This is a genomic window from Actinotalea alkalitolerans, from assembly GCF_023369855.1.
Classification (GTDB): domain Bacteria; phylum Actinomycetota; class Actinomycetes; order Actinomycetales; family Cellulomonadaceae; genus Actinotalea.
Genome location: NZ_JAMBPP010000008.1, coordinates 18493 through 43243, shown reverse-complemented (window position 1 = coordinate 43243; position 24751 = coordinate 18493). Strand labels below are relative to the sequence as shown.

Below are 24751 nucleotides of genomic sequence, written 5' to 3'. Positions count from 1 at the left end.
CGCCCTCAGAAGGGCACGCCGCAGCGCAGCAGGACGTTCGCGTACGGGGTCGCCTCGCCGGTGCGCACGAAGAGCCGGGCCGTGGCGGACCGTTCCTTGAGCTCGTCGTGCGAGACCAGGACGGGCTCGCCGAACCGCGCCCGCAGCAGGTCGTCGACCGCCGGGTTGTGGGTCGAGGTCTCCCGCGCGACGACGATCCCCTCGACGACGATCTCCTGGTGCAGGGCATCGATCACCTGGGCGAAGGTCGGCACCCCGAAGGTCAGCGCGAGGTCGACCACCGGGACCCCGTGCGGCCGTGGGAGGCCGCAGTCGCCCACGACGACGAGGTCGGTGTGCCCCAGCCGGGCCAGCGCCCCCGCGAGCGCCTCGTTGAGGACGCCGTCGCGCTTCATGGGGTCGACCCCGAGAGCTCGTCGGCGGTCGGGTAGGAGTCCTGCGCACCCCGGCGTCCGACGGCGTGGGCCGCCACGGCGGTCGCCCGGGTGACGGCCTGGTCGAGCGGTTCGCCCTGCGCCAGGCCCAGGGACAGCGCCCCGACGAAGGCATCCCCGGCCCCGGTGGTGTCGACCGCGGTGACGCGGTGCGCGGCTACGTGCACCGTGCGGACCGCTCCGTTCCGGTCACGCTCGGCGAGGACGGCCCCTCGCGCGCCGAGGGTGAGCACGACCGACCGGGGACCGAGGTCGAGCAGCTCACGGACCACGCCGTCCTCGCCCTGCAGCCCCGCGGTGCGCCCCAGGAGCAGATCGGCCTCGGACTCGTTGACCACGAGCGGGTCGGCGGCCTGCAGCACGTCGCGGGGCAGCGGGGCGGCAGGGGCGGCGTTGACGACCACCCGTGCCCCCGCCCGGTGGGCCCGCGGCACGAGGTGGGTGACCGTGGGCAGCGGGATCTCGAGCTGGACCACCAGCACGTCACCCCGTTCCCACTCGAGGTCCTCGACCATGGCCTCGTCGACCCGACGGTTGGCCCCCGGGGCCACCACGATCGAGTTCTCCCCGTCGGGGGTGATCAGGATGATCGCGGTGCCGGTGGGGACGTCCACCGTCCGCAGGGCGGTCACGTCGACCCCCGCCCCGCTGATCGAGGCGCGCAGCATCTGGCCGTTCGCGTCGTCGCCGACGCAGCCGACGAAGGCCACCCGCCCACCGAGCCGGCCGGCGGCGACCGCCTGGTTGGCTCCCTTGCCGCCGGGGCTGACCACGGCGTCCGAGCCGAGCACCGTCTCGCCGTCGGCGGGTCGGTGGTCGACGTCCACCACGACGTCGGCGTTGGCCGAGCCGACCACGACGACCCTCGCTGTGCTCATGCTGATCTCCTGGGTGGTGCGGGGTGCGGGCGGCCCGCCGCTGCTCGCGGCAGGCCGCCCGTCCGGTGGTGGTGCAGGTCAGGTGCTGCCGTGGGTCACATGCTGTCGCGGGTCACCGCGACGACCTCGACCGAGACGGTCTCCTCGACGTCGTCGCCGGCGATCAGCGCGAGGGCTGCCTCGACCGCCGCCCGGCCGAGCTCCTCGGGCTGCTGCGCGACGGACGCGTGCATGGTGCCCGCCTCGATCGCCGTCATGCCGTCGTCGGTGCCGTCGAAGCCGACCACGAAGACGTCCTGCCCGGCCCGGGCCCCGAGGGCCTGGACCGCTCCGAGGGCCATCTCGTCGTTCTCGGCGAAGATGCCCACCACGTCGGGGTTGGCCTGGAGCAGGTTGGTGGCCACGTCCAGGCCCTGCGCGCGGTCGAAGTCGGCCGGCTGCATGGCCACGACCTCGATGCCCGGGTAGGCGGAGATGCCCTCGGTGAAGCCCTGGCCACGCTCGCGGGAGGCCGAGGTCCCGGCCACGCCCTGCAGGACGATGACCTGGCCCTCCTCACCGATCGCCTCGGCGAGCGCGTCGGCGGCGAGGGTGCCACCCAGCACGTTGTCGGAGGCCACGAAGGCGTCGACCTCGGCGCCGTTGACACCACGGTCCACGGCGACCACGGGGACGTCCCCGGTGACGAGCGGTGCGACGATCGGGCCGGCCGCGTCGGAGTCGACCGGGTTGATCAGCACGGCGTCGAGCTGCTGGGTGAGGAAGTTCTGCACCTGGTCGGCCTGCTGCGTGGCGTCGTCGCGGGCGTCGGTCACGACGAGCTCGACACCGGCCTCGTCGGCGGCCGCCTGGGCGCCGTCGCGCAGGGAGACGAAGAACGGGTTGTTCAGGGTCGACAGGGCCAGCCCGATCGAGACGTCACCGGTGGTCTCGGTGCCGCCGGTGTCGCCGGTCTCGGGTGAGTCGGCGTCGTCGGCCGAGCAGGCGGTCAGCGCCAGGGCGGCCGCCAGGGTGAGGGCGGCGAGGCGGGTCGTGGGCTTCTTCATCGGAACCACTTCCTTCAGGGACGGTCCCCGGGGGCGGTGCTCCCGGGGTGGGGTGGGTGCGTGGAGGGACGGAGGGTGCGGGCGGTGGTGCTCGGCGGGTCAGCTGCGGCGGCGGCGCAAGGTGTCGCTCAGCACGGCGAGGGCGATGACCGCCCCGATGACGACCTGCTGCCAGAACGAGGAGACGTTGAGCAGGTTGAGGCCGTTGCGGATCACGGCCAGCACGAGGGCGCCGACCAGGGTGCCGAAGGCCCGACCCTGGCCGCCCGCGAGGGACGCCCCGCCGATGACGACGGCGGCGATCGCGTCGAGCTCGTAGCCCGCGGCTGCCTGCGGCTGCCCCGAGGCGAGGCGACCCGCCAGAACCAGACCGGCGACGGCCGCGAAGCTGCTGGCCAGGCCGTAGATCACCAGCTTCTGGCGGCGCACGTTGATCCCCGAGAGGCGGGCCGCCTCCTCGTTGCCGCCGATCGCGTAGATCGCCCGCCCGGTGTAGGTCCGGTTGAGGATGAACGCCGCGAGCGCCCCCAGCGCGACCATGATCACCACGGGGATGGGGAGCCAGCCCCACACGGTGCTGCCGAACCAGGCGACCGCCGAGGACTGCGGCACCGGGACGCCGTCGGACAGCACCAGGGCCAGGCCCCGCGCGACCGACAGCATCGCGAGGGTCGCGATGAACGCCGGGAGCCGGCCGTAGGCCACGAGCACCCCGTTGACCAGCCCGCAGGCCAGGCCTGCGCCGATCCCCAGGACGATCGCGAGCACCGGGTTGACGCCGTAGGTCCCGGCCATGAACCCCGTGACGATGCCGGTCAGGGCCGCGACCGACCCGACGGACAGGTCGATGCCGCCCGAGATGATGACGAAGGTCTGGCCGAAGGCCAGGATCGCGACGACGGCCGCCTGCACCCCGACGTTGAGCAGGTTCTGCGTGGACAGGAACACGGGGCTCATCAGGGCCATCACCACGCCGAGCAGCAGCAGGGCGACGAGCGCACCGTTCTGCCCGGCCAGGGTGCGGGCCTGGTAGGTGAGCGACCCCAGGCGGTCGGCGCCCGACGGCGTGGTCCGGGTCGCGGACGACGGCGGTGCGGTGGACTCAGTGGGCACGGCTCGACTCCACTTCCTTGACGGCCAGGGCCATGACGGCGTCCTGGGTGGCTTCCTCATGCGTGAGCTCGCCGACGATGCGGCCCTGGGCCATGACCAGCACCCGGTCGGCCATGCCGAGCACCTCGGGGAGGTCCGAGGAGACCAGCAGGACCCCCCGGCCGGCTGCGGTGAGCTGGTTGATCAGCTGGTAGATCTCGACCTTCGCGCCGACGTCGACGCCGCGGGTCGGTTCGTCGAGCAGCAGGACGGCCGGGTCGGCCGAGAACCACTTGCCCATGACGACCTTCTGCTGGTTGCCGCCCGAGAGGTTGCGGACGGTCGCTCCGATCCCGGGGGTGCGGATCCTCAGGTCGGTCACGATCCTGGTGGCCATGGCCCGCAGGCGGCGCCGGTCGACCAGTCCCCCGCGGCTGGCCGCGCGCAGGGCGACCAGGCCGAGGTTCTCTGCGACGCTCGCCCCGAGCACCAGGCCCTGCGCCTTGCGGTCCTCGGGGACCAGGCCCAGGCCCGCGGCGATGGCCGAGCGGACGTCGTGCCGGGCGACCCGTCGTCCGCGGACGTGGACCGTCCCGGAGTCGTAGCGGTCGGCGCCGAACACGGCGCGCAGCACCTCGGTGCGCCCTGCGCCCACGAGCCCGGCCAGCCCGACGACCTCGCCCTCGTGCACCGTGAGCGAGACGTCCTCGAACGAGCCGCGGGTGGTCAGCCCCTCGACGCGCAGCAGCTCGGCGCGTGGCGCGGTGCGTTCGCGCGGGTACTGCGCGGTGATCGACCGTCCGACCATCATCCGGACCAGCTCGTCGGTGGGGGTGCTCGCCGGGACGGTGCCGACCGCGGCGCCGTCCCGCAGCACCGTGACCCGGTCGCCGATGCGCCGGATCTCGTCGAGGTGGTGGGAGATGAAGACCTGGCCGACGCCGCTTGAGCGCAGGTCGGCCATGAGGGTCAGCAGGCGGTCGACCTCCTCGTCGGACAGTGCCGCGGTGGGTTCGTCGAGGATGAGGATGCGGGCGTCCAGGCTCAGGGCCTTGGCGATCTCAACCAGCTGCTGGCGGGCCACACCCAGGGTGCTCACCGGGGTGCGCGGGTCGATGGTGAGCCCGACGCGGGCGAGCGCTGCCTCGGCGGCCTCGCGCGTCCGGCGGGGGTCGATGAGGCCGAAGCGTCGTGGCTGTCGACCGAGCATGACGTTCTCGGCGATGCTCAGGCCGGGCACGAGGTTGAACTCCTGGTGGATCGTGGCGATCCCCAGGGCCTCGGCCTGCGCGGTGGTGCTCAGGTGGACGGGGGCGCCGTCGACGTGGATGGTGCCGCCGTCGGGCTGGTAGACCCCGGCGAGGCACTTGATCAGGGTGGACTTCCCGGCCCCGTTCTCACCGAGGAGCACGTGGACCTCGCCGGCGTGCAGGTCGAACGAGACGCCGTCCAGGGCAACGACCCCGGGGAAGCGCTTGACCAGCGAGTCGACCCTGAGCAGCTCGACCGGGGAGCCGGTCGCAGGGCTGCCGGTCGCGGGTGCGTGGGGGGTGGTCACGGCTGGGCCGCCTCTCGGGGAAGGGTCGACCCGCGCAGCAGCAGCCGGCAGTCGAGCGTCTCGTCGGGCACGTCCTCGCCGGCGATGCGGGCCAGCAGCATGTGCACGGCGCGCTCGCCGAGGCGTGCGGTGGGCTGCTCGATCGCGGTGAGGGTGGGGCGCAGCAGGGAGAACCACGGCATGTCGTCGAAGACGGCCAGGGCGATGTCGTGGGGCACCAGCGGGGTGTCCAGCTCGGCGAGCAGCTCGAGCACACCCAGGGCCATCGACCCGTTCGCCACGAAGACGGCGTCGGGCCGGTCGGGCGAGGCGACCAGGTCGGCCATGGCCGCGCGTCCCGAGGCCCGGCGGAAGTCACCGCGCCAGATGCGACGCTCGGTGAGCGGCATGCCGTGCCGGGCGGTCGCGGCCTGGAACGCGGCGAGGCGCTGGCGTGAGGTGCCTGCCTGGTCGGGGCCGGCGATCACCGCGAGGTCGCGACGTCCGGTGGCCACCAGGTGGTCCACGAGCTCGTCGATCGCGCGGGTCCCGTCCGCGAGGACCATCGGGGCGTAGACGTCCGCCGCGGGCCGGTCCACCAGCACGAGGTTGTGGGCGTGCTCGGCGGCCTCGTGGAGCAGGGGCGAGGTGACGGCGGTGGGGACCACGATCAGCCCGTCGACCTGCCGTTCGAGCAGGATCCGCACGTAGTGGTCCTGCTGGTCCGGGTCCTCGTCGGCGTTGCCCACGATCACCGAGTACCCGGCCTGGCGGGCGGTGTCCTCGACGGCGCGGGCGAGCTCGGTGAAGAACGGGTTGAGCAGGTCGGAGACGACCAGCCCGAGGGTGCGGGTGCCGGTGGTTCGCAGCGAGCGGGCCACCGCGTTGGGCCGGAAGTTCAGCTCGTGGGCGATCGCCATGACCTTGTCGCGCATCGCAGGCGAGACGCTGGGGTGGCCGGTCATCACCCGGGAGACGGAGGCGGTCGAGACGTTCGCCGCCTGTGCCACGTCCTTGATGGTCGCCATCGACGCTGTGCTCCTGGTCGCTTCGTTGCGGGTGAGGGTCGAGCTGGGTCGAGCTGGGTCGAGCTGTGTCGGTCGCCATGTAATCGATTTCATGGGATCGATTACACGAGTATGCCCAGGTCGACCCGAGCCCGTCAAGGGGACCGGAACCGACCCGTGCTCCTCGATGAGCGACGGGTGGACGCCAGCTAGGCTGCGCCGCGACCCTGTGTCACCGAGGAGCACCCGAGGAGTCCTGTGAGCGAGGACAGCACCCGCCCGCCCGAGCCGGTGCGCGACGACGCGGGGGCCGCACCTCGCGCCCATCGCCCCTGGTCGACCGTCCTGCTGGCCTTCCACATGCTCGGCGTGTCCGTCGCAGCCGGCCTGCTGCTGCTCGCCCTGGTCGCCGGGACAGGCGTCCTCCCGGGCGACCTGGGGAGCCCCGACGCCGTCGGCAACGCCTTCTTCCTGCTGTTCGGGGTGATCCTCGCGGCCGTCTACGCCCCCCTCGCCTGGTTCACCGTGCGCGGCCGACGGCAGGCCGACCGGGGCTCGACGCGCACCCTGCACGGGTTGGCGATCGTCGCGTGCCTGCTGGGCACCATCGAGGTCGTCGCTGGGCTGCTCACCCTGCGCAGCGTCCTCGACGTCGTCGGGCCGCTGCTCGCCGGGGTGTACCTGTTCGCGGCTGCCCGCACCGTCCGCGCGACCCTGTAGCGCATCGGGCGGTCACGTCACCACGTGCACCGGGTGAAAAGCCTGCACGTGGCTGTGCGGCGGCCGATAGGACCTGTATGGACGTGAACCAGCACCCGGAGTTCGTCGAGACCTTCGACTGCATCCAGCGGTCCTTCGGGGCCGAGTGGGCCAAGCGCTTCGTCCTGACCGCACCCCTGATGATCGACGACCCCGAGGGCGCCATGTGCGTGGCCTTCGAACGTGGCCTGATGGCGTACGCGGAGGGCCGCCGGGACATGGAGATCCAGGCCTGGGCCACGTGCCAGCGTCTGCTGCGCGAGCTCGCCGCGTCGCTGGTCGCCGAGGCCGAGGCGCTGCTCACCGAGGCGTGAGCCCCCGGTCGGGCGTGGCGCCCGGAGTCGGTGGTCACCGCGACAATGAGGCGTGTCCTTCCTGGTGCTGCTCGACGACCCCGCACGGCCGGGCGCCGTCGCGGTGCACGAGATCACCGACGCGGGTGACTCCCTCTCCACGCTGAGCGTGCGCCAGGCCGACCTGCCCGACCTCGTGGCCGCGCGTGAGGCCGAGCGTCCGCGCTGGGTCTGGGACGACACCGCCCGCTGGTACCCGCCGCTGCTGGCCGCGGGGGTCAGGGTGGCCCGCTGCCACGACCTGCGCCTGTGCCACGCGGTGCTGCGACGCAGCGCGCGCTGCCAGGACTCGACCCTGGCCCGCGCGGCACCCGGCCCCTGGGACGCTCCCCGGCCCGGCGAGCACCGGCCCCTGGCCGCGACCCTCTTCGACGACGCTCCCCCCGCCGACGACGACCCGGCGCACGACGCGCTCACCGAGCTGCGGCTCCAGCTCGCCGCGGTGAACGGCTCGGCCGAACCGGGACGCCTGCGCCTGCTGCTCGCGGCCGAGTCCACCGGTGCGCTGATCGCCGCCGAGATGCGGCACGACGGCATGCCGTGGAGCACCCGCGTCCACGACGAGCTGCTGACCCGCCTGCTGGGCGAGCGCCCGCGCCACGGGGGCCACCCCCCGCGGCTCGCGGCCCTCGCCGAGGAGGTCCGTGCGGCCCTGGACCAGCCGACGCTGAACCTGGACTCCCAGCCCGACCTGCTGCGCGGGCTGCGCTCCGCGGGCCTGGACGTCGCCACGACCCGCACCCACGAGATCCGCGCGCTGACCCACCCGGCGGTCGCCCCGTTGCTGGAGTACAAGAAGCTCGCGCGGCTGCTCAGCGCGAACGGCTGGGCCTGGATGGAGGCCTGGGTGCACGACGGTCGTTACCGTCCCGACTACGTTCCCGGCGGGGTGGTCACCGGACGGTGGGCGACCAGCGGTGGGGGCGCGCTCCAGCTCCCGGCGAGCATCCGCGCGGCGGTCCGCGCCGACCCGGGCTGGCGGCTCGTGGTCGCCGACGCCGCCCAGCTCGAGCCCCGGGTGCTCGCGGCGATGTCGGGGGACCGGGCGATGGCTGCGGCGGGCCGTCAGGCCGATCTGTACCAGGGCGTCGTGGACGCCGGGATCGTGGAGACCCGCGAGCAGGCCAAGTACGCGATGCTCGGCGCCATCTACGGCGCGACCACCGGTCCCAGCGCGGTGCTGATGCCGCAGCTGACCCGCGCGTACCCCCGCGCCGTGGGGCTGGTCGAGGCGGCCGCCCGCGACGGTGAGCGCGGCGCCGTCGTCTCGACCTGGCTGGGTCGCTCGTCCCCGCTGCCCGGGCCCGTGTGGGACACCGCGGTGCAGGCCGCCGTGAGCGAGGGCGCCGACGCCGAGGACGTCCGTGTCGCCCGACGACGTCGCCGCGACTGGGGTCGCTTCACCCGCAACTTCGTGGTCCAGGGCACTGCCGCGGAGTGGGCCCTGTGCTGGATGGCCGCGCTGCGTCGCCGGCTCCTGGAGATCGAGGGCCGGCCGCACCTGGTGTTCTTCCTGCACGACGAGGTGATGGTCCACACCCCGGCCGACGTCGCGCCCCAGGTCGCCGAGGCGGTGCGGGAGGCAGCGACCGAGGCCGGTCGGCTGCTGTTCGGGGACACGGCCGTGGAGTTCACCCTCGACGTGTCGGTGGTCGACGCCTACGACGAGGCGGACTGAGAGGCGGTCTACGGTGCTGCCATGACCAGGACCTTGCGTGCGGTGCTCGTGACCGGTGGAGTGACAGCGGTGGCGTGCCTGGCAGCCGTCTACCTGATGGCGCTGGCCCAGGGCACGGCCGTCGACGGGGTCGCGCTCACGATCGTCGCGGGGATCACCGCCGTCACGATGGTGGGCGCCGCGTGGCGCCACCGCCCGGGCACCGAGCACCGGCTCGGCCTGTAGGCCGCACAGCCCTGCGTCGTCTGCCGGGTTGGCCAGCGTCCTCTGCCGGGTGGGCCAGCGCAGCCCGGCGTCAGTAGGTCGCGAAGTTCTGGGTGAGGTACCAGCCGTGGTCGGGGTGGTGGGCCACCCCGATGCCGAGGGTCGTGTACTGCCCGAGGATGTTGGCGCGGTGGCCGCTCGAGGCCATCCAGCCGTCGTGCATCCGCTGCGCGACCTCCCCGGGGGACAGCGTGCCGCCGTCCTTGATCCAGGCGACGTTCTCCCCGGCCGCCCGCCACCCCGCCGGGTACTCGTCCGCGAACGAGGGGTTGTGCGCGAGCGAGAGACCGCCGGCGGCGAGGTGCTGGGACCAGGTGCGCGCCACGGTGTCGATGCGCGAGTCGCGGGTCAGTGCCCCGAGGCCCTCGGCGGCCCGGGCGGCGTTCGCGAGCTCGACCAGGCGTGCCTCGACCTGCGACTCGGCCGACACGATGGCCGACGGCGCGGGTGCGGGCGGGGGTTCTGGTGCCGGGGCGGGGGCGGGTGCCGGGGCGGGCACGGGTGCCGGCTCGGCGGGCGGAGCGGCCTCGGCCGGGGGCTGGGGTGCGGGGTCGGCCGCAGGCGGGGTGTCACCGGCGTCCGCGGTGTCGGCCCCCTCCTCGCCCTCGGCTGTCTCGGCGGCCTCGTCGGTCTCTGCCGGGTCGTCGGTGGCGGTGGGCTCGTCCTCGAGCGAGTCGGCGGTGGGCTCGGGTCGCACGTCCTCGACCAGCGGTTGCTCGACCGACGCCGTGCTGTCCGTCGCGGACTCGGTGCATCCCGCGAGGATCGGGAGGAGGACCACGACCGCCCCGAGCGCGGGGGTGAGCACGGCACGTCGTCGTGCACGGGACGCTGCGGTACGGGTGGCCACCGACATGCGGGAGTTCTCCTCGAGGTCGCGGGACGGACCGGCCCAAGGTACGCGGAATCGGGCATCGGCACGCCGACTCCGGGAACCATGATCGGACGTTCACGTCCTGTCAGGGCGACGTCGGCGCCCAGTAGCGCCGCTTGGGGACGTCCGACCCCGGGACGGCGACCGTGTCCTCCAGGACCCCGCCGCAACGCTCGATCACACGTGCCGAGCCGAGGTTGTCGTCGTCACAGGTCAGCAGCACCCGGTCGACGCCTACATCACGGGCCACCGTCAGCGCGTGACGCAGCATCGCGGTGGCGTACCCCCGACCCCGGCAGCCCGGGAGCACCGCGTACCCGATGTGCCCACCGACCTGCTCCAGGTGATCGTTGAGGCGGTGCCGGATGGATACCCGCCCGACGATCACCCCGTCGACCTCGGCGACCAGGAAGGTTGCGGGCACCCAACCGTCTGGGAGGTCACGGCCCGCACGCTCGTCCTCGACCCGCCGGACGAAGCGATCCCAGGGCTCACCGGGGACGGCGACCAGCAGGAACGGGAAGTCCTCAGCCTCGAGCTCACGATGCGCGGCAAGGGCATCGTGCTCGTCCGCGACGGTGAGGGGGCGGAGGAGGAGGTCCGGGGTGGGGCCGGTGTCGGGCGGCATCGGGGAAGTGTTGCAGGCGGGGCGGCGGGGCGTGGGGGCGACCTTGGTCGGCAGGCCGACACGTCCCTCAGGGCTCCCCATACCGAGCGGTTGATTGCCAGCGCCGCACAGTTCCCTGCGAGCATGTGCCGGATCAGAGCAGACGAGGCACGCCACCGGCTAGCGGTGACCGAGCGGTCCCTGCGCCTGACCTTTGACAACGCCCCGATCGGCATCGCCATCCTTCGGCCTGACGGCGGCCTGCTCGAGGTCAACGCCGCTCTCTGCGACCTGCTCGGTGTCACCAAGGCGCACCTGATGGCGGCGCGCCTGCAGGGGGTGATGCATCCCGACGAGCGCGACCGCGACGGCGACCTGCTCGCCGGCTGGTTGCCAGGAACGGACGAGCGGCGACTGATCGATCGCCGGTTGTCGCACGTGTCGGGGTACTGGCTCTCCTGTCAGCTGTCCGTGGTGCTGGTCCGCGACAACGACGGCACGCCCCTGCACCTCATCGTTCAGGTGGTGGACCTCACGGCACGGCATGCCCTGGAGCAGGAGCTGCGCATGGCCGCGGTGGAGGACCCACTGACGGGACTGGGGAACCGCCGGGCGCTGAGCGAGCACCTCAGGGACTCGCAGCGCCGCCAGGCCCGCGATGGCGACGGGGTGGGCCTGCTGTACGTCGACCTCGACGATTTCAAGGCGGTCAACGACACCTACGGCCATGACGTCGGCGATCGCGTCCTGATCGAGGCCGGTCGTCGACTGCGGGGCCAGATGCGAGGCTCGGACACGGTGTGCCGCATCGGGGGTGACGAGTTCGTGGTGCTCTGCACCCCGGTCCAGGGGGCGCAGGCCTTGCGAGCTCTGGAAACCCGCTTGGCGTCCATGCCGCCGGTGATGACCCTGGTCGACGACAAGCCAGTCACGGTGAGCGCGAGCGTCGGCTCTGTCATGGTGGGTCCAGACGAGGATCTCGACGACGCGCTGCGCCGTGCGGATGCGGCGATGTACCGCTCGAAGCGCACCTCCCGCGAGGGACGTGAGCGCGATAGCCCACGGCACGAAGCGACGAGGGCTGGCTCTCGCCCTGAGACGCCGAAGGAGGAGTTCTGGAAGAATGCGCCGGGGCATGGTTCGGAAGGCACGAGGTGAGGCAGCGCGACGACGGTCTCGTAGGTCACCAGAACCCGAGGGGCCGCAAACGCCGCTCCGGCAGCACGAGCGTCAGAATCACCACGCACAACCAGCAGTAGTACTCGGCGCGGGTCGGCTCGGGGTGCTGGTCGCCGCGACCACACCCACAACACCGGGCCCGGTCGCACCCGCTGAGCGCCCTCGACGCAACTCGCCACCACTCCTACAAGCTGTTCATCTGCTCGACGAACCGCCGGATCGACGCCTGCATCTTCTGGTCCAGCCCCGCGAACGCCGCCTCGAACCCTCGTTCCCTGCCCACGTCGAGGTACTGCCTGTACGCGACACCCGGGCTCTTGTGGCGGATCCTGATCCCCATCGCGGCGGCCTCGTCGTCGCCCCCGGCGTCGCGGATCTCCCGGAACGTGCGCGCGAAGTGCTCGATCGGGATCGCGATCTCCTCGTGCTCGGTGACGTCCCACGGGTACACGCAACCGTCGGCCGCCTCGCATCCCGCGGATCCCCGCGGCACCCAGGAGCGCTTCGCCCGGCGCTCAGCACCGGGGACGCGCCCCGTCCAGGCGTCACGGTTGTACTGGAACACGCCCCAGGCAGTGATGAGCCCCTTGCCCGGGGGCCGCTGATCGGGCGGGAGGTTGTTGAACGTGTGGGCGGGCAGGCCGTACGTCGCACCGCTCTCGGTCAGGGCCATCTGCTGGCAGACCCTGACGAAGGTGGCCCCCAGGTGCGCGCTCTCCGCCCGCCGGGTGACGTCGTCGAACGCGCCGCGCCGCGGCCCGGCGTCCCGCACCCAGTCGGGCAGGCCGGGCGCTCGTCCGGTGCTCGCGGGTGACGAGCCGCCACCCGAGCCTGACGAGCCGCCGCCCGAACCTCCGGCCGCCAGGCCCAGAGCGGCGCGCGTCTGCGGGCCGACGATGCCGTCGACACCGAGGCCCTGCTGCTGCTGGAACGCCCTGACCGCAGCAGCGGTCCGTGGGCCGAAGATCCCGTCCGGCGCGTCGGTCAGCAACCCGAGCTCATGGAGACGGGTCTGCACCGCCCGCACCTGCGGACCCTTGGACCCCTGCTTCACCGTGGACATCCTGCGCTCCCCTCGGCCGCCCGCAGCGGACCGCGACGACCCGCGCCGCCGTCCTGCACCGCTCGGTCCGCACGAGCCTCCCCGCTCCGGACCCGCTCGACAACGGCCCCAGGTGCGGTCCGAGGTGCAGTTCACGCTGCACGGCTCGGTGACCGACCGGTCGCACCTCGAACCGGCCTGCGGTCAGCGCGTCACGGTCGACGCCCGCGCCGGTCGGTCCTGAAGACGCGGGGGATCCACCACACGAAGAAGGTCATGCCGAGCAGCTCCACGAGGGACTGCACGACGATGACGACGGCGACCACCTCGAACCCCTCGGGCAGTGCGAGCGCGAACGGCAGCACGACGAACGAGTTCCGGGTACCCAGCCCGAAGGCGAGCGTCCGCCCCTGGTCGGGAGGAAGGGACAGGGTCACCGCGAGCAGCTTCGCGGTGATCACTGCGGCCACGAGGAAGGCGACGAAGACGGGGACGACGACGGGCAGCACGTCCAGCGAGCCGCGCACCGTCTCGACCTGAGCGGTGGCGATCAGGAAGACCACACAGGCGAGCAGCGGGACCGGCGCCCAGGACAACCGGTCACGCACCACCTGACGCTCGGGTCGGGCCTCGACCCAGCGCTCGGTGACCGCAGCGGCGATCAGGGGGACCACCACGATGAGCAGCGCAGGGGCGACCACCTCGACCGACACCAGGCCGCTGACCTCCTCGCGTGCCATGAGCAGCAGGTACGCGGGAAGCAGCAGCAGCTGCAGCACGAGGTTCACGGGGGTCACCGCGATGGCCCGGGAGACGTCACCCCGGGCGATCTGGGTGAAGCTGATGAACCAGTCCGTGCACGGCACCAGCAGCACCAGGAGCACGCCCAGCCGGATCGCAGGGTCGGCGGGCAGGAACGACACCACCGCCCACACGACCAGCGGCAGGATCACGAAGTTCCCGAGCACGGTGGCGCCGGTGAACCGGAGGTCGCGCGCGGCAGCCAGCAGGTGCAGCAGGGGCACCTGGACGAACGTGGAGTACAGCAGCACGGCCAGCACCGGCCACAGCAGCACCTCGGCGACAGCGCCCAGGCCCGGCGCCACACTGCCCAACGCCAGGCCCACCGCGATGGCACCGGCGTAGACCCACACCTGCCGGCGCTCCACCGTCAGCCGGTCCAGCTGCCCGCTCACGAGACCAGCCCTCGCTGCGGCTCCTCACCCATGCGGGCAAGCATGCCCTGCCCGTCTGCCCGTCAGTGCCACGTTGCCCGTCGACGTCACGCCTCTCACGGCACCTGCGCTACGGACCCCGCGTCCGGTGCCTGCGCCCCCGCGACGCTCTGCTCGGGCATCTCGACCCGGTTGCGCCCACCGGCCTTGGCCGCGTAGAGGGCACGGTCGGCGTGGTCGAGGAGCTCGGCCGCCGTAGCCCCCGGCCACAGCTCGGCGACACCTGCGCTCACCGTGACCTGGAGCTCCCCGGCCTGCGTGCGCACCTGCCGGGTCGCGCACGTCGTGCGCCAGCGCTCGGCGCGGTTCCGGGCCATCTCCGCGGACGTCCGCGGGAGCAGGACGACGAACTCCTCACCACCGAGGCGGGCAACCACGTCCTGCGGGCGGACCGCCCGCTGCAGCCCGTGCGCGACGTCGATCAGCACCTCGTCCCCGACAGCGTGCCCGTAGGTGTCGTTGACCAGCTTGAAGCGGTCGATGTCGAGCAGCACCACCGCGAGCGGCTCCCCGGCGTCGGCCGCCTCGTCGACGGCGCGTCGCAGCCCCGCCTCCAGGTGGCGCCGGTTGTAGAGGCCGGTGAGGGCGTCCCGGATGGCGAGCTCGGCGAGCTCGGCCCGCAGCTGCTCCAGCTCCGTCACGTCGCGGATGACGACCACCGAGCCTCGGGAGCGTCCGCTGTCCACGGCGAGGCGGGTGATCCGGATGTCCAGGACCTCGCCGGTCGGGGTGGTCACGGTGCGCCGGTCCACCCCGTCGAGGGCCCGGGCGATGTCGTGCGGGACGACGTCCTGCCACGGCAGACCGATGACGCGAGGGGCGCCCGATCGCGTCAGGAGCGCCAGGGCAGCCGGGTTGACCTGCAGGATCCGCCCTCGGGCGTCCAGGACGGTGACCGCGTCACCCAGTGCGGTCAGGACGTCGTTCGTGGAGACCGGCACGGACCGGTACTCGGTCCGGTACCGCTCGATCCAGGACCAGAACCCGGCTGTGACGAGGAACAGGACCGGCGTCAGGTCGAACGCCTCGGTGCCCTCCGGGCGACTGATCGAGATGGCGTTGCCGAAGATCGGCACGAGCATGGACAGCAGAGCCAGCACCAGCACCTTGCGGTGCCCGGCCACGGAGTACCAGAGGCCACGGACGAGCAGCAGCAGTCCCAGCGCCAGGATCGAGTAGCTGTAGGCGGTGTGGACCCAGAAGCCGATGCCGTAGTCGATGACGAACATGCCGTCGGCGTATCCGATCCTGCTGAAGATCTGGCGGTGCAGGCCGTCGGTGAGGACGGCGACGACCATCAGGGCGGGCTGGATGGAGAGCAGGCCGACGACGCGACGGGTCGGCACGGCGCGCTGACCGGCGAGGACGGCGCAGTACCAGAGCCCGGCAACCACGAGTGCGACGACCCCGGGGAAGCGCAGGTACGTCGCCACGACCTTGACGACCTCGACGTCGGCGAGCACGGCGACGGAGTGGGTCGCCGCCCAGATCCCGCCCCCGAACATGACCATCGCCAGCGGCGCCGCGAGGTCGGACTCCTTCCGGCGGCGCAGCTGCACCAGCCCGGTCCCGAGCGCGATCACAGCGGTGGCGATCGAGATCAGCTCGATCGTGTGCGTCATGTGATCCCTCCTCGGCACCTCTCCTCTGATCGACCGCTGTCACGTCCTCTTGAGAGCACGGCGGTCTCTGGTCGTGCGCGGAGGTGCACTCACCAGGACCAGGGCCAGGACGTCGGCGTCCCGGAGCCGACGACGACGGGCCCCGCGCGCGGCACGCGGTGAGCGTGGCGGGCGCGGGGTCCGTCAGGTGCCCTGGAGGGCGTCAGAGGTCAGGGCGCCCGGCGTGCGGAGGCGGCCCCGCGTGCGGCGGCTTCCCGGCATGCGGTGGTCGCTTGCCGGGGTGCCCTGCTTCCAGGACCCCGACATGGCCGCCGTCGTCCCCGGCGCGGTTGAGCTGGGAGCGCTTGTGCAGGCGGGTGTAGTCGCCCCACTCGATGGAGCCCTCGGCGTCCCGCAGGTAGGTGGCGGGCGCGGTCAGGCTGACGAAGTCGCGGCTGGTCGCTGTGATCGCGCCGTTGGTGGTCACCGAGCCGTCGTAGAAGAAGTTGCTGGCGTCCACGTCGCCCGAGACGAAGTCGGCCGCCCCCTGCCCGTCGGTGCGCACGGACAGGTTGTTCCGGAACACGCCTTGCTCGTCGGAGGTGACGTACGGGTTGATCCGGAAGATGTAGTTGAACCGCTTGTTGTCGACCGACGTGTTGTTGCGGACCTCGAGCCGACCGGGGTTGAAGTTGTCCGAGAACCCGTCCATGTTGTTGTCGAAGGCCAGGTTGTTGATCACCACGTGATCCACCGGGAGGCCCTCCCCACCGAGCTTGAAGCCCACGCCGATGGCGGAGTCCTCGTTGAACCCGTCGGACAGCTTGCCGTTGGAGTAGGCGATGTTCCCGTCGAGCACGATGGGCATGTTCGCGCCCTCGTTGGTGCGGTTGTACAGGTCCCAGCCGTCGTCGATGTTGTGGTGCGCGACGTTCCCGCGGAAGACGTTCCCCTCGCCCACACCGAGCTTGGCCGCGAAGCCGTCGGCGTTGATGTTGCCCGCGTCGCGGTTGTCGTGGGACTCGGAGTTCAGGATGAGGTTGTGCGAGGGCCACAGCGCCGGGTCGCTGCCCGAGCCGGTCATCTGGAAGCCTGAGTCGCCGTTGTGGTTGAAGAGCATCTGCTCGACCACGTTGTGCGAGCCGGACATGCGCAGCGCGTTGCTGGCCGCGGCGGTGATGCGGAAGCCCTGCACGTGCCAGTGGTCGGCATCGAGCCGCACCACCTGTGGGAGGCTGCCCCGGCCGTCGATGACCACGTCCTCGCCCTCGGCCGCGATGAGCGTCTTGGGCGCGTCCTCGAGCCCGGAGTAGGGGGCCGAGATGTTCAGCGTGGAGGTCGGTGTGTAGGTGCCGCCGCCCAGGACGACGCGCTGACCCGGCAGGACGTACTGGACCGCGGTGTGCAGGTCGAGCGGTGCTTCGGCAGAGCCGTCGCCCTCGGCGGTGCCGTCCGTGGTGACGTGGAGGTCACCGTCGGCGAGCTCGCGAACGGTCACGCTCTGCTCACGCGTGATCGGCGTGACGTCCGGGGCACCCGTCGGGGTGAAGGTGGCACTGACCGCCGTCTGCCCGACCTCGAGGGTCACCGGGTGCACGTCGATCGTGCCGGCCTCGACCGGCTGGTCGAGCACGACCGGCTGCCCGCCGACGGTGACCGACAGGTGCCCGTCGTCGTTGGTGCGGGTGCGCACGTCGTAGGCGGTGCTCCCCGAGTGCGGGGGTGACAGGAGGGTCAACGAGGCTGCCGGTGCGGGTGGCGGCGTGACGACGCGCGGCTGGGTGTCGGCCGCACTGAGGGTCAGGCTCGCGTTCGTGATGCGCACCGCGGCGTTGCGTGCGGCGAAGAAGCCCACCGTCATGTTCTCGGGGTCGATGTCCTGGACCCAGTCCGCTCCCTGGAGGACCCGCTCGAAGGTCTCCGGCTCGGGCAGGTGGGTGAACGTGGTGGACATGACGAACGAGGTGTCGGTGCGCTCGAGGCGCATCGTGACCGGGGTGCCGCGCGGCACGGTGTACTGCGAGCCGCTGGTGAAGCCTGCCGCCGTCCAGGAGGAGCCGGCGTTGCCCCACGGCACCTCGACACCGGTGCGGATGATCGGGCTGACGCCGTGGCGCATCATCGAGACGCCGGCGAGGTTGGAGGCCGCGGGGACCTCCTCGAAGCCGGGCAGCATCGGGTCCTGACGGGGTCCGCCGTTGAGGTCGCGCACCATGAGCCCAGCGCCCTCCTGGCCGTTGGGGTTCGCGCCGGTCTCCGGGCCGAGCTGGTCGACGATGACGTCGGCCTCGAGCACGAAGTTGTGCTCGCGCGGGTCGATGTCGACGTAGTAGAACGTCAGGCCGTCGTGGCCGGGGGCGAGCTTGCCGCCGCGGCTCTCGAGGAAGATCTCCCCCTCGATGCTGCCGGGGTTCTCGGGGATCGCGACGTTGGTGCCGACCTTCTCGGGGAGCACGTTCGAGGCGAAGCTCAGGTCGGTGGACTGGCCGAAGGTGATGGCCTGCCAGGTGAGGTGCTCCTCGGCGACCGCTGGCGCGGCCGCGAGGGCGACTCCGGTGGCGGCGAGGGCGGTGGACATGACTGCCGCGAGGGCGCGTCGGGGCAGGGGTGGACTGATGGTCACCATTGCTCTTCTCACTTCGTCGTGGTCATGAGCCGGATCGGGAAAGCGGTTACCGGCTTGAGCATCGTCACCGTACGAGGGGATGTCGGGGGCGGTCAAGCAGTCACCCCGCGAGACCCCAGAGAGGCCGTCGTGCGCCGTAGCAGCTCGGGATCACTTGTGGCCGCCGTCATCAAGCCCACCCGCATCCACCAGTCGACCCCCAGTCGGCCGCCACCGTGGAGGCTCGATCCCGGGCTGGAAGTGGCCCTCGACAGCCCATCGCCGTCGTGATCGAATGGGATTACCGGTCCCTCCGGACCCATGAGGATGCGCACATGCGGGCCCCTGCAGCGCTCGACAGTGGGCAGACTCGCGCGAGCCGACATCTCTGGGCGCGCCGGGCCCGCGTGGCGTGGGCGGCACTGTGGACGATCCTCGTCGTGCCCCTCTTCGTGGCGGTGACCGTGCTCACGGTGAGGCTGTGGGTCGTGGATCCCGACTACACCGAGACGACGCCGGTGGGTGATCTGGGCTTCTTCGCCCTGGGCGCGATGATCGGGGCCGGGTTCGCTAGCCAGCTTCGGCGACAACCTCCCGCTGCAGGGGTCGGGCAGAGCCTGCTCGCCGCCACGGCCCTGGCGCTGTGCGGACTGTTGGGGGGCCGGGTCGAACCCCTGCTCGGGGGTGTGGTCCTGACAGCCGCGGCGGTCGCGCTCCTGCTGCTGCACCCGCAGAGACGGGGACTGATCCACACGCGGAACCCGAGCAGAACCGGTGCAGGGCTGGCCCTGCTCGCTGCAGCCGGGGGCGTCGGCTACGCAGCCACGATGCTCGCCGCCGCCTTGGAGTCCGGCCCTTCATGCTTCCTGGGACAGTGCGCTCACGGAGACCGGATCGCAGAGCTCGCGGCCACCGGCCTGGCGGTACCGGCTCTCGCGACACTGGCTGCTTGGAGGATCGACGGCTGGCGGCTGCCGCTGTGGAGTGCCGGTACGAGTGCCGTCATCGTCGGTGCCTCATCAGTGCTCCTGCCTCGAGCCACCGGCTCTCTCGGCATCTACGGCGGGGTCGCCGCCATCGCCTGGGGCGTCCTCTTCGTCGGCCAGGGGGAGCTCGACCGCATGCACCGACACGCTGACACACCAGAAGGGACAAGCTCATGAACGTCTTGGTCGCCTACGCCACCCGGCACGGGGCCACGGCCGGGATCGCTGAACGCATCGCCTCCACCCTCACCGACCAGGGCCTCTCTGCCGAAGCCAAGGCTGTCGACGACGTGAAGAACCTCGACGACTACGACGCGGTCGTCCTCGGCGGAGCGGCCTACATGTTCCACTGGCTCAAGCCCGCGGTGCGCTTCGCCAAGCGGAACCACGCCGAGCTCGCTGCTCGGCCGGTCTGGCTGTTCAGCAGCGGGCCCCTGGGTACCGACCGCGTGGACGACGAAGGCAATGACGTCCTCGCCGCTACCCGCCCCAAGGAGTTCGACGAGCTCACCGCCTTGCTGAACACCCGCGGTGAGCAGGTCTTCTTCGGGGCCTACGACCCGCAGGCACCCCCGATCGGCATCGGCGAACGACTGACCCGACACCTGCCCGCCGCCCGCGACAGCTTTCCCGTCGGCGACTTCCGCGAGTGGGACAGCATCACCGCGTGGGCCGAAGAGATCGCGACCCACCTCCTGAGTGACTCCTCCTGAACCGGTGGACCCCACGAACCCACACCGCCTCAGCCAGGCCGGGTCCTTCCAGGTGCTGCTCGACCCCGAGGGCAACGAGTGGTGCCTGGTGGCCCCCGCCTGAGGCCCTGGTAGTCCCGCCTGACCTGTCCCCGCGAAGGAGGCCATCCCATGCGCATCGTCGAGCTGAGGCAGCGACGCATCGACCCCGAGGGTGGGGTGGACATGACCTGGGTCGCCGAGCTCGCCATGGTCGTGGTCATCGTGCAGAGCAGCGAGGAACCCTCGCTCACCCCAGCGTGAGCGCTCGCGTCGTCGGCGGTCGCGCCTAGGGTCGGGAGCACGACGTCGTCCGGCACAGGACGGCGCGTGCAGGACGCGGAGGGGCGCACCATGTCGACCGAGCTGGCGATCTTCGTCGTGGTGGGCACACCGCTGCTGTCCTTCGTGGCGGTGATGCTCGGGCACTGGGTGGTGCGGCGCGGTGACGAGGAGCGTGACGTGTGGCGCCGCCGTGAGGAGACGCTGCGGACGCTGCGCTGGGCGGTCGAGACCGCCACCTCCGACCACCCGGTGCGGGCCGAGGCCGGCCTGGCGACGCTCGGGGAGCTGCTCGACGCGGAGATCCTCCAACCGGCCGACGCCCCCATGGTCGGCACCGTCGCCGAGGTGGTGCTCGCCGCGACGTCGGCGGTAGCGCGCGCGCCCGAGCCCGCGCACGCACCCACCCGCGAGCCCGCACCGGTGCGTCCGTCAGCCGCGGCGCCCTCGGCTTCGCCCTCCCCGCGCCAGACTCGCGCAGCGACCCTCGCCGTCCGCGCGTCCACCGCTCTGGGCCGCACCCCCGACCCCGCACTCGTCGAGCTCACCCGACCCGCCCCGACCACCGGGGCTACCGACCGGGGCTGAACGGCTTCGGTGGCCGGCGGGCGAACTCGCGGTGTCGAGTGCGTTCCACCCGCCCACGGGTCTGCCACCGACGTCACCGCGACCGTACGATGCGCGCGTGACCACCGACGCGGCCGTGTCCCCCGCAAGCCTGCGTGCGAGGTACCCGCGTCGGCGGATCGTCGCCTGGTCGCTGTGGGACTGGGGGTCGGCGGCCTTCAACGCCGTCATCACGACGTTCGTCTTCACCCGCTGGATCACCAGCGAGGCCTTCGTCGACCCCGTGCTCGTCACGGCCGCGCAGGCGGAGGGCACCGCGGGCGGTCCCGCGTCCGCGGCCCTGTCGGTCACGCTCGCCGAGCACTCGGCGTGGCTCGGCTGGGGCCTGGCCATCGGCGGACTGGTCATCGCGGTGCTCGCCCCCGTCCTGGGTGCGCGGGCCGATGACGCCGGTCGGCGCAAGCGGTGGCTCGGCATCCACACCGGGGTCACGGTCGCCCTGAGCGCAGCGATGGTGCTGGTCCGCCCCGACCCGGAGTCGTTGACCTTCAACCTGCTGCTCGGCATCACCCTGCTCGCGCTCGCCAACATCGCGTTCGAGCTCGCGTCGGTCAACTACAACGCGATGCTCGCGCAGATCAGCTCCCCCAGCTCGATGGGACGGGTCAGCGCGGTCGGCTGGGGCGCCGGCTACATCGGCGGCATCGTGCTGCTGCTCATCCTGTTCGTCGGGTTCATCAACCCCGAGGTCGGTTGGTTCGGCGTGACCGGCGAGGACGGGATGGACATCCGCATCTCGGTGCTCGTGGCGGCCCTCTGGTTCGGGGCCTTCGCGGTCCCGGTGCTGCTCGCGGTGCCCGAGGTCCCGCAGAGCAGCAGCCGCCCGCCCGTGAGCGTGGTCGAGTCCTACCGGCGCCTGGGCCGGGACGTCGTGGGGCTGTGGCGCCACTCGCGACCCACGCTCCGGTTCCTCATCGCCAGCGCCGTGTACCGCGACGGGTTGGCCGGGGTGTTCACCTTCGGTGCCGTCATCGCCTCGGTGACCTTCGGGTTCAGCGCGAGCGAGGTCGTGGTCTTCGCGATCGTCGCCAACGTCGTGGCGGGCATCTCGACGTTCCTCGCCGGCCTGCTGGACGACGCTCTCGGCCCCAAGCGGGTGATCGTCGGATCGCTCGTCGGGCTGATCGCGGCCGGCCTGGCGGTGTTCGTGTGGCACGACGGCGGGCAGGGCGTGTTCTGGGTGTTCGGCCTCCTGCTGTGCGTCTTCGTCGGGCCCGCGCAGTCCGCGAGCCGCTCCCTGCTCTGCCGCGTGATCCCACCGGGCCGCGAGAGCGAGATCTTCGGCCTCTACGCGACCACGGGCCGGGCGGCCAGCTTCGTGACACCGCTCGCGTTCTCGACGTTCATCGCCGTCGCGCAGGCGCAGTACTGGGGCATCCTCGGCATCGTCCTGGTCCTCGCGGTCGGCCTGGTCCTGCTGCTGCCGGTCCGGGTCGAACCCATCCCGCCTCGCGCGCTGCCCGCCGAGGCGCTCCGGGGCCTGGAGATCCCGCGTCCGTGACGAGGGGCACCACGCCCGGCAAGGCCTGAGCCGTAGGGTTCAGCGGGTGAGCACCCAGGCCCCGCCCCTCATCCGTGCGACCGGGCTGCGGGTCGGGTACAGCGGGGAGGCGGTCTGCGCGCCGGTCGACCTGACCCTGCGCCCCGGCCAGGTGCTCGCGCTCATCGGCCCGAACGGCTCCGGGAAGTCCACCGTTCTGCGCGCCGTGCTGGGACTGCTCGAACCCCTCGCCGGCACCCTCAAGGTGCTGAACCGTGACGTCGACGAACGGTCCGCCGACTTCCGCGGCCGCGTCGCCGGGGTGCTCGACGACGACGCCTGGTTCCCGGGGCTGACCACCCGCGAGCACCTGCTGCTCACCGCGGCCGGGCACGGCGTGGTCGGCACCTCCTCCACGGTGGACCGGATCATGACCACCTTCGGGCTGACCAGCCAGTCCCAGGTCGTCCCGTCGGCGCTGTCGTCGGGTCAGCGTCGGCGCCTGCTGCTCGCCGCGGCGTTCGTGCGCCCGCGGGACCTGCTGGTCCTCGACGAGCCCGAGCAGCGTCTCGACTCGGCGATGCGCACCTCCCTCGCGGGTCTGCTGCGCGCCGAGGCCGAGGCGGGCCGGGGCGTCCTCCTGGCCACCCACGACCCGTACCTGCTGACCGCCCTGGGGGCCGACGCCGTCCTGGTGGACGAGGTGAGGTGCCGTCGCCTGCGCACCCAGGCGGCCGTCGCCGCGATGAACGCCGAGGCGCGGTGAGCCACCCCACCGTCACCGCCGACCCCGAGCGGGTCCCGACCGGGCGACGCGTCCGCCAGCTCACCTCCCAGATCGAGGCCGCCCGTGAGGGCCGCGGCCTCGGCCACGTGGTCTCCGAGGTCTGGTACGTCATCGTCACCGTCGGGCTGTGCGCGACGTTCGTGCTGGGTATCGCCTCCGCGATCGGCGGCTCGGTGCCCGACGCCGGAGGGCCCGCGCGGCTGGTCGACAGCGAACTCCCGGCCGCCCTGGTCGTGCTGGCCGCCGCGGGCGGGCTGCTCAGCCTCGCCGGACGCCTCGGACCCGTCGGGGTCGGCGGGGGCGGCGCGTCCTGGTGGCTGCCGATGCCCGTCGACCGACGCGGGCTGCTGCGACCCACCGTGCTGCGCTGGCCGCTCAGCGCCGCCCTGGCAGGGACCGTCATCGCCCCGCTCGTCGTGGTCGGGTTCGGCTCCCCGATCACCGCGCAGCGGCTGCTGGGGTGGGCGGCCGTGGGAGGGGCGACCTTCGGGGCGCTCGCCGCAGCAGCGCTGCTGCTGCAGTCGTGGCACCCCACCCGCAGCGCGAGCCGGCCCACGCCGTCGACCCGGCCCGAGGCGTCCACGAGCCGCACGGTCGCCGTCGTCGGCGAGGTCACCATGCTGGTCTCGACCGTCGGCGTCGCCGCGCTGGCCCTGACCACCGGGTCGCCCACGAGCCCGCTCGCGACGCTCACCTGGGGGCTGGGCTCCGCCTGGTGGCTCGCCGGGCCGTTGGCCGTGGCGGCCGTGGTGGGCACCTGGTACGCCGAGCGACGCAGCGACCAGCTCACCGGGACCCAGCTGCGCTCGCACGGGTCGGTGGGGACGCGCGCCCTGTCCGCGGTGCTGTCCCTGGACCTGCGCGAGCTGAGCCGTGCCCTGACCACCAGCTCGCTGCGACCCCGGCGGGCACGCTCCCTCGCGCTGTCACCCGGCGGGCCTCGCCGCGCGATCCTCACCGCCGACGTCGTCCTGCTGGCGCGCACCCCCCGGCAGATCGCCCAGCTCGCCGTCGCGCTGCTGCTCGGGGTGGCGCTGGTCCGCGTGCCGGTGCTCGACGGCAGCCTGGCCCTGTACGGAACCCTGCTGCTCACCGGGTTCTGGGCCGTCAACGCCGCGGCGGCCGGGGCACGTCACGCCGAGATGGCACCCGTGCTGGACCGTCTGATGCCGCTCTCGGCCCGCGACGCCCGCCTGGTGCGCGGGAGCGTCCCGCTGATCACCGCAGCCACCTGGGGGCTGGTGGTGATGGGCTCCCTGGCCGTCGAGGGGCTCGGCGGTGGCGGGTCGATCAGCAGCGAGGAGTCGCTGTGGTGGTTCGCGCTGGTCCCCGCCTGGGCCGCTGTCCTCGCGGCTGCCGCCCTGCGCAGCGCCTACCGGCCCCCACCCAACTGGGGCAAGGTCCCGATCTCGACCCCGATGGGAGGCATGCCGCCCACCGGCGGTCTGCTGCGCGGGCTGGACCTCGCACTGGTGTGCACCCTGCCGACAGCACTCGCCCTGTTCCTCGGGACGTTCACCCCGTCGCTGGTGGTCGTCCAGTGGGGGTTCTCGGCCCTCGGGGTCGCCGGGCTGGTCGCCTTCAGCGGACGACGCGAGGACGCGCGGGTCTGACGCGCCCGGGTCGCGCCCAGGTCAGACGCTCCCAGGTCTGAGGCGCGACCGCGC

Annotated in this window: 24 protein-coding genes; 12 read left to right on the top strand and 12 right to left on the bottom strand. The window is 72.6% G+C overall.

The window, feature by feature from the left end; genetic code table 11:
• Nucleotides 1–5: 5 nt before the first annotated feature.
• From rbsD to M1R94_RS11320, 6 genes are all read right to left on the bottom strand, one after another.
• Nucleotides 6–395, bottom strand: coding sequence for a D-ribose pyranase (gene rbsD, locus M1R94_RS11345; RefSeq protein ID WP_249381811.1), 390 nt, complete (start codon nt 393–395; stop codon nt 6–8).
• Complete coding sequence (locus M1R94_RS11340) at nt 392–1312, bottom strand: ribokinase (RefSeq protein WP_249381810.1); 921 nt, start codon at nt 1310–1312, stop codon at nt 392–394. The genes rbsD and M1R94_RS11340 overlap by 4 nt, the downstream gene beginning before the upstream one ends.
• Nucleotides 1313–1407: 95 nt before the next feature.
• On the bottom strand, nt 1408–2358 hold the full coding sequence (locus tag M1R94_RS11335) for a substrate-binding domain-containing protein (protein WP_249381809.1): 951 nt from the start codon (nt 2356–2358) through the stop codon (nt 1408–1410).
• Between the two features lie 99 nt (nt 2359–2457).
• Complete coding sequence (locus M1R94_RS11330; protein ID WP_308199904.1) at nt 2458–3471, bottom strand: ABC transporter permease; 1014 nt, start codon at nt 3469–3471, stop codon at nt 2458–2460.
• A complete protein-coding gene (locus M1R94_RS11325) occupies nt 3461–5008 on the bottom strand; it encodes a sugar ABC transporter ATP-binding protein (RefSeq protein ID WP_249381808.1) in 1548 nt (515 codons plus the stop codon). The genes M1R94_RS11330 and M1R94_RS11325 overlap by 11 nt, the downstream gene beginning before the upstream one ends.
• A complete protein-coding gene (locus M1R94_RS11320; protein WP_249381807.1) occupies nt 5005–6015 on the bottom strand; it encodes a LacI family DNA-binding transcriptional regulator in 1011 nt (336 codons plus the stop codon). The genes M1R94_RS11325 and M1R94_RS11320 overlap by 4 nt, the downstream gene beginning before the upstream one ends.
• A 237-nt stretch (nt 6016–6252) precedes the next feature.
• On the opposite strand from M1R94_RS11320, the gene M1R94_RS11315 reads away from it, so the two are divergent.
• The 4 genes from M1R94_RS11315 (at nt 6253) to M1R94_RS11300 (ending at nt 9009) form a co-directional block, all read left to right on the top strand.
• Entirely contained in the window at nt 6253–6714 is a 462-nt protein-coding gene (locus M1R94_RS11315; protein ID WP_249381806.1) for a hypothetical protein, read from the top strand.
• Nucleotides 6715–6797: 83 nt separating this feature from the next.
• Entirely contained in the window at nt 6798–7067 is a 270-nt protein-coding gene (locus M1R94_RS11310) for a hypothetical protein (RefSeq protein ID WP_249381805.1), read from the top strand.
• A 52-nt stretch (nt 7068–7119) separates the two neighbouring features.
• Nucleotides 7120–8784, top strand: a complete 1665-nt coding sequence (locus M1R94_RS11305; protein ID WP_308199903.1) for a bifunctional 3'-5' exonuclease/DNA polymerase — start codon at nt 7120–7122, stop codon at nt 8782–8784.
• A 21-nt stretch (nt 8785–8805) separates the two neighbouring features.
• On the top strand, nt 8806–9009 hold the full coding sequence (locus M1R94_RS11300; RefSeq protein ID WP_249381804.1) for a hypothetical protein: 204 nt from the start codon (nt 8806–8808) through the stop codon (nt 9007–9009).
• Nucleotides 9010–9079: 70 nt separating this feature from the next.
• Here M1R94_RS11300 and M1R94_RS11295 read toward each other — a convergent pair whose 3' ends face one another.
• A complete protein-coding gene (locus tag M1R94_RS11295) occupies nt 9080–9904 on the bottom strand; it encodes a CAP domain-containing protein (protein ID WP_249381803.1) in 825 nt (274 codons plus the stop codon).
• A gap of 103 nt (nt 9905–10007) precedes the next feature.
• Nucleotides 10008–10550 carry a GNAT family N-acetyltransferase gene (locus M1R94_RS11290; protein WP_249381802.1) on the bottom strand — a complete coding sequence of 181 codons (543 nt, stop codon included), beginning with the start codon at nt 10548–10550 and terminating at the stop codon, nt 10008–10010.
• A 165-nt stretch (nt 10551–10715) separates the two neighbouring features.
• On the opposite strand from M1R94_RS11290, the gene M1R94_RS11285 reads away from it, so the two are divergent.
• A complete protein-coding gene (locus M1R94_RS11285; RefSeq protein WP_249381801.1) occupies nt 10716–11687 on the top strand; it encodes a sensor domain-containing diguanylate cyclase in 972 nt (323 codons plus the stop codon).
• A 205-nt stretch (nt 11688–11892) separates the two neighbouring features.
• Here the strand turns inward: M1R94_RS11285 and M1R94_RS11280 are convergent, their stop codons facing one another.
• From M1R94_RS11280 to M1R94_RS11265, 4 genes are all read right to left on the bottom strand, one after another.
• Nucleotides 11893–12771, bottom strand: coding sequence for a peptidoglycan-binding domain-containing protein (locus M1R94_RS11280; protein WP_249381800.1), 879 nt, complete (start codon nt 12769–12771; stop codon nt 11893–11895).
• A 191-nt stretch (nt 12772–12962) separates the two neighbouring features.
• Nucleotides 12963–13946, bottom strand: coding sequence for an arsenic resistance protein (locus M1R94_RS11275; protein WP_249381799.1), 984 nt, complete (start codon nt 13944–13946; stop codon nt 12963–12965).
• A gap of 95 nt (nt 13947–14041) precedes the next feature.
• Nucleotides 14042–15607, bottom strand: coding sequence for a histidine kinase N-terminal 7TM domain-containing diguanylate cyclase (locus M1R94_RS11270; protein ID WP_249381798.1), 1566 nt, complete (start codon nt 15605–15607; stop codon nt 14042–14044).
• Between the two features lie 202 nt (nt 15608–15809).
• The gene (locus M1R94_RS11265; protein WP_249381797.1) at nt 15810–18212 is read right to left on the bottom strand and encodes a right-handed parallel beta-helix repeat-containing protein; all 2403 of its coding nucleotides are present in this window, start codon (nt 18210–18212) and stop codon (nt 15810–15812) included.
• A gap of 314 nt (nt 18213–18526) precedes the next feature.
• Between M1R94_RS11265 and M1R94_RS11260 the strand changes: the two genes are divergently transcribed.
• The 7 genes from M1R94_RS11260 to M1R94_RS11235 all read left to right on the top strand — a co-directional run bounded on the left by M1R94_RS11260 (nt 18527) and on the right by M1R94_RS11235 (nt 24697).
• A complete protein-coding gene (locus M1R94_RS11260; RefSeq protein ID WP_249381796.1) occupies nt 18527–19354 on the top strand; it encodes a hypothetical protein in 828 nt (275 codons plus the stop codon).
• Complete coding sequence (locus M1R94_RS11255; RefSeq protein WP_249381795.1) at nt 19351–19890, top strand: flavodoxin domain-containing protein; 540 nt, start codon at nt 19351–19353, stop codon at nt 19888–19890. Before M1R94_RS11260 ends, M1R94_RS11255 begins: the two co-directional genes overlap by 4 nt.
• 150 nt (nt 19891–20040) lie before the next feature.
• Nucleotides 20041–20172 carry a hypothetical protein gene (locus M1R94_RS20380; protein ID WP_283253289.1) on the top strand — a complete coding sequence of 44 codons (132 nt, stop codon included), beginning with the start codon at nt 20041–20043 and terminating at the stop codon, nt 20170–20172.
• A 90-nt stretch (nt 20173–20262) separates the two neighbouring features.
• Nucleotides 20263–20778: a hypothetical protein gene (locus M1R94_RS11250; RefSeq protein WP_249381794.1), complete on the top strand. Its 516-nt coding sequence runs from the start codon at nt 20263–20265 to the stop codon at nt 20776–20778.
• Nucleotides 20779–20875: 97 nt separating this feature from the next.
• Complete coding sequence (locus M1R94_RS11245) at nt 20876–22318, top strand: MFS transporter (protein ID WP_249381793.1); 1443 nt, start codon at nt 20876–20878, stop codon at nt 22316–22318.
• A 46-nt stretch (nt 22319–22364) separates the two neighbouring features.
• Nucleotides 22365–23063, top strand: a complete 699-nt coding sequence (locus M1R94_RS11240; protein WP_249381792.1) for an ABC transporter ATP-binding protein — start codon at nt 22365–22367, stop codon at nt 23061–23063.
• On the top strand, nt 23060–24697 hold the full coding sequence (locus tag M1R94_RS11235; RefSeq protein WP_249381791.1) for a DUF6297 family protein: 1638 nt from the start codon (nt 23060–23062) through the stop codon (nt 24695–24697). The genes M1R94_RS11240 and M1R94_RS11235 overlap by 4 nt, the downstream gene beginning before the upstream one ends.
• Nucleotides 24698–24751 lie beyond the last annotated feature (54 nt).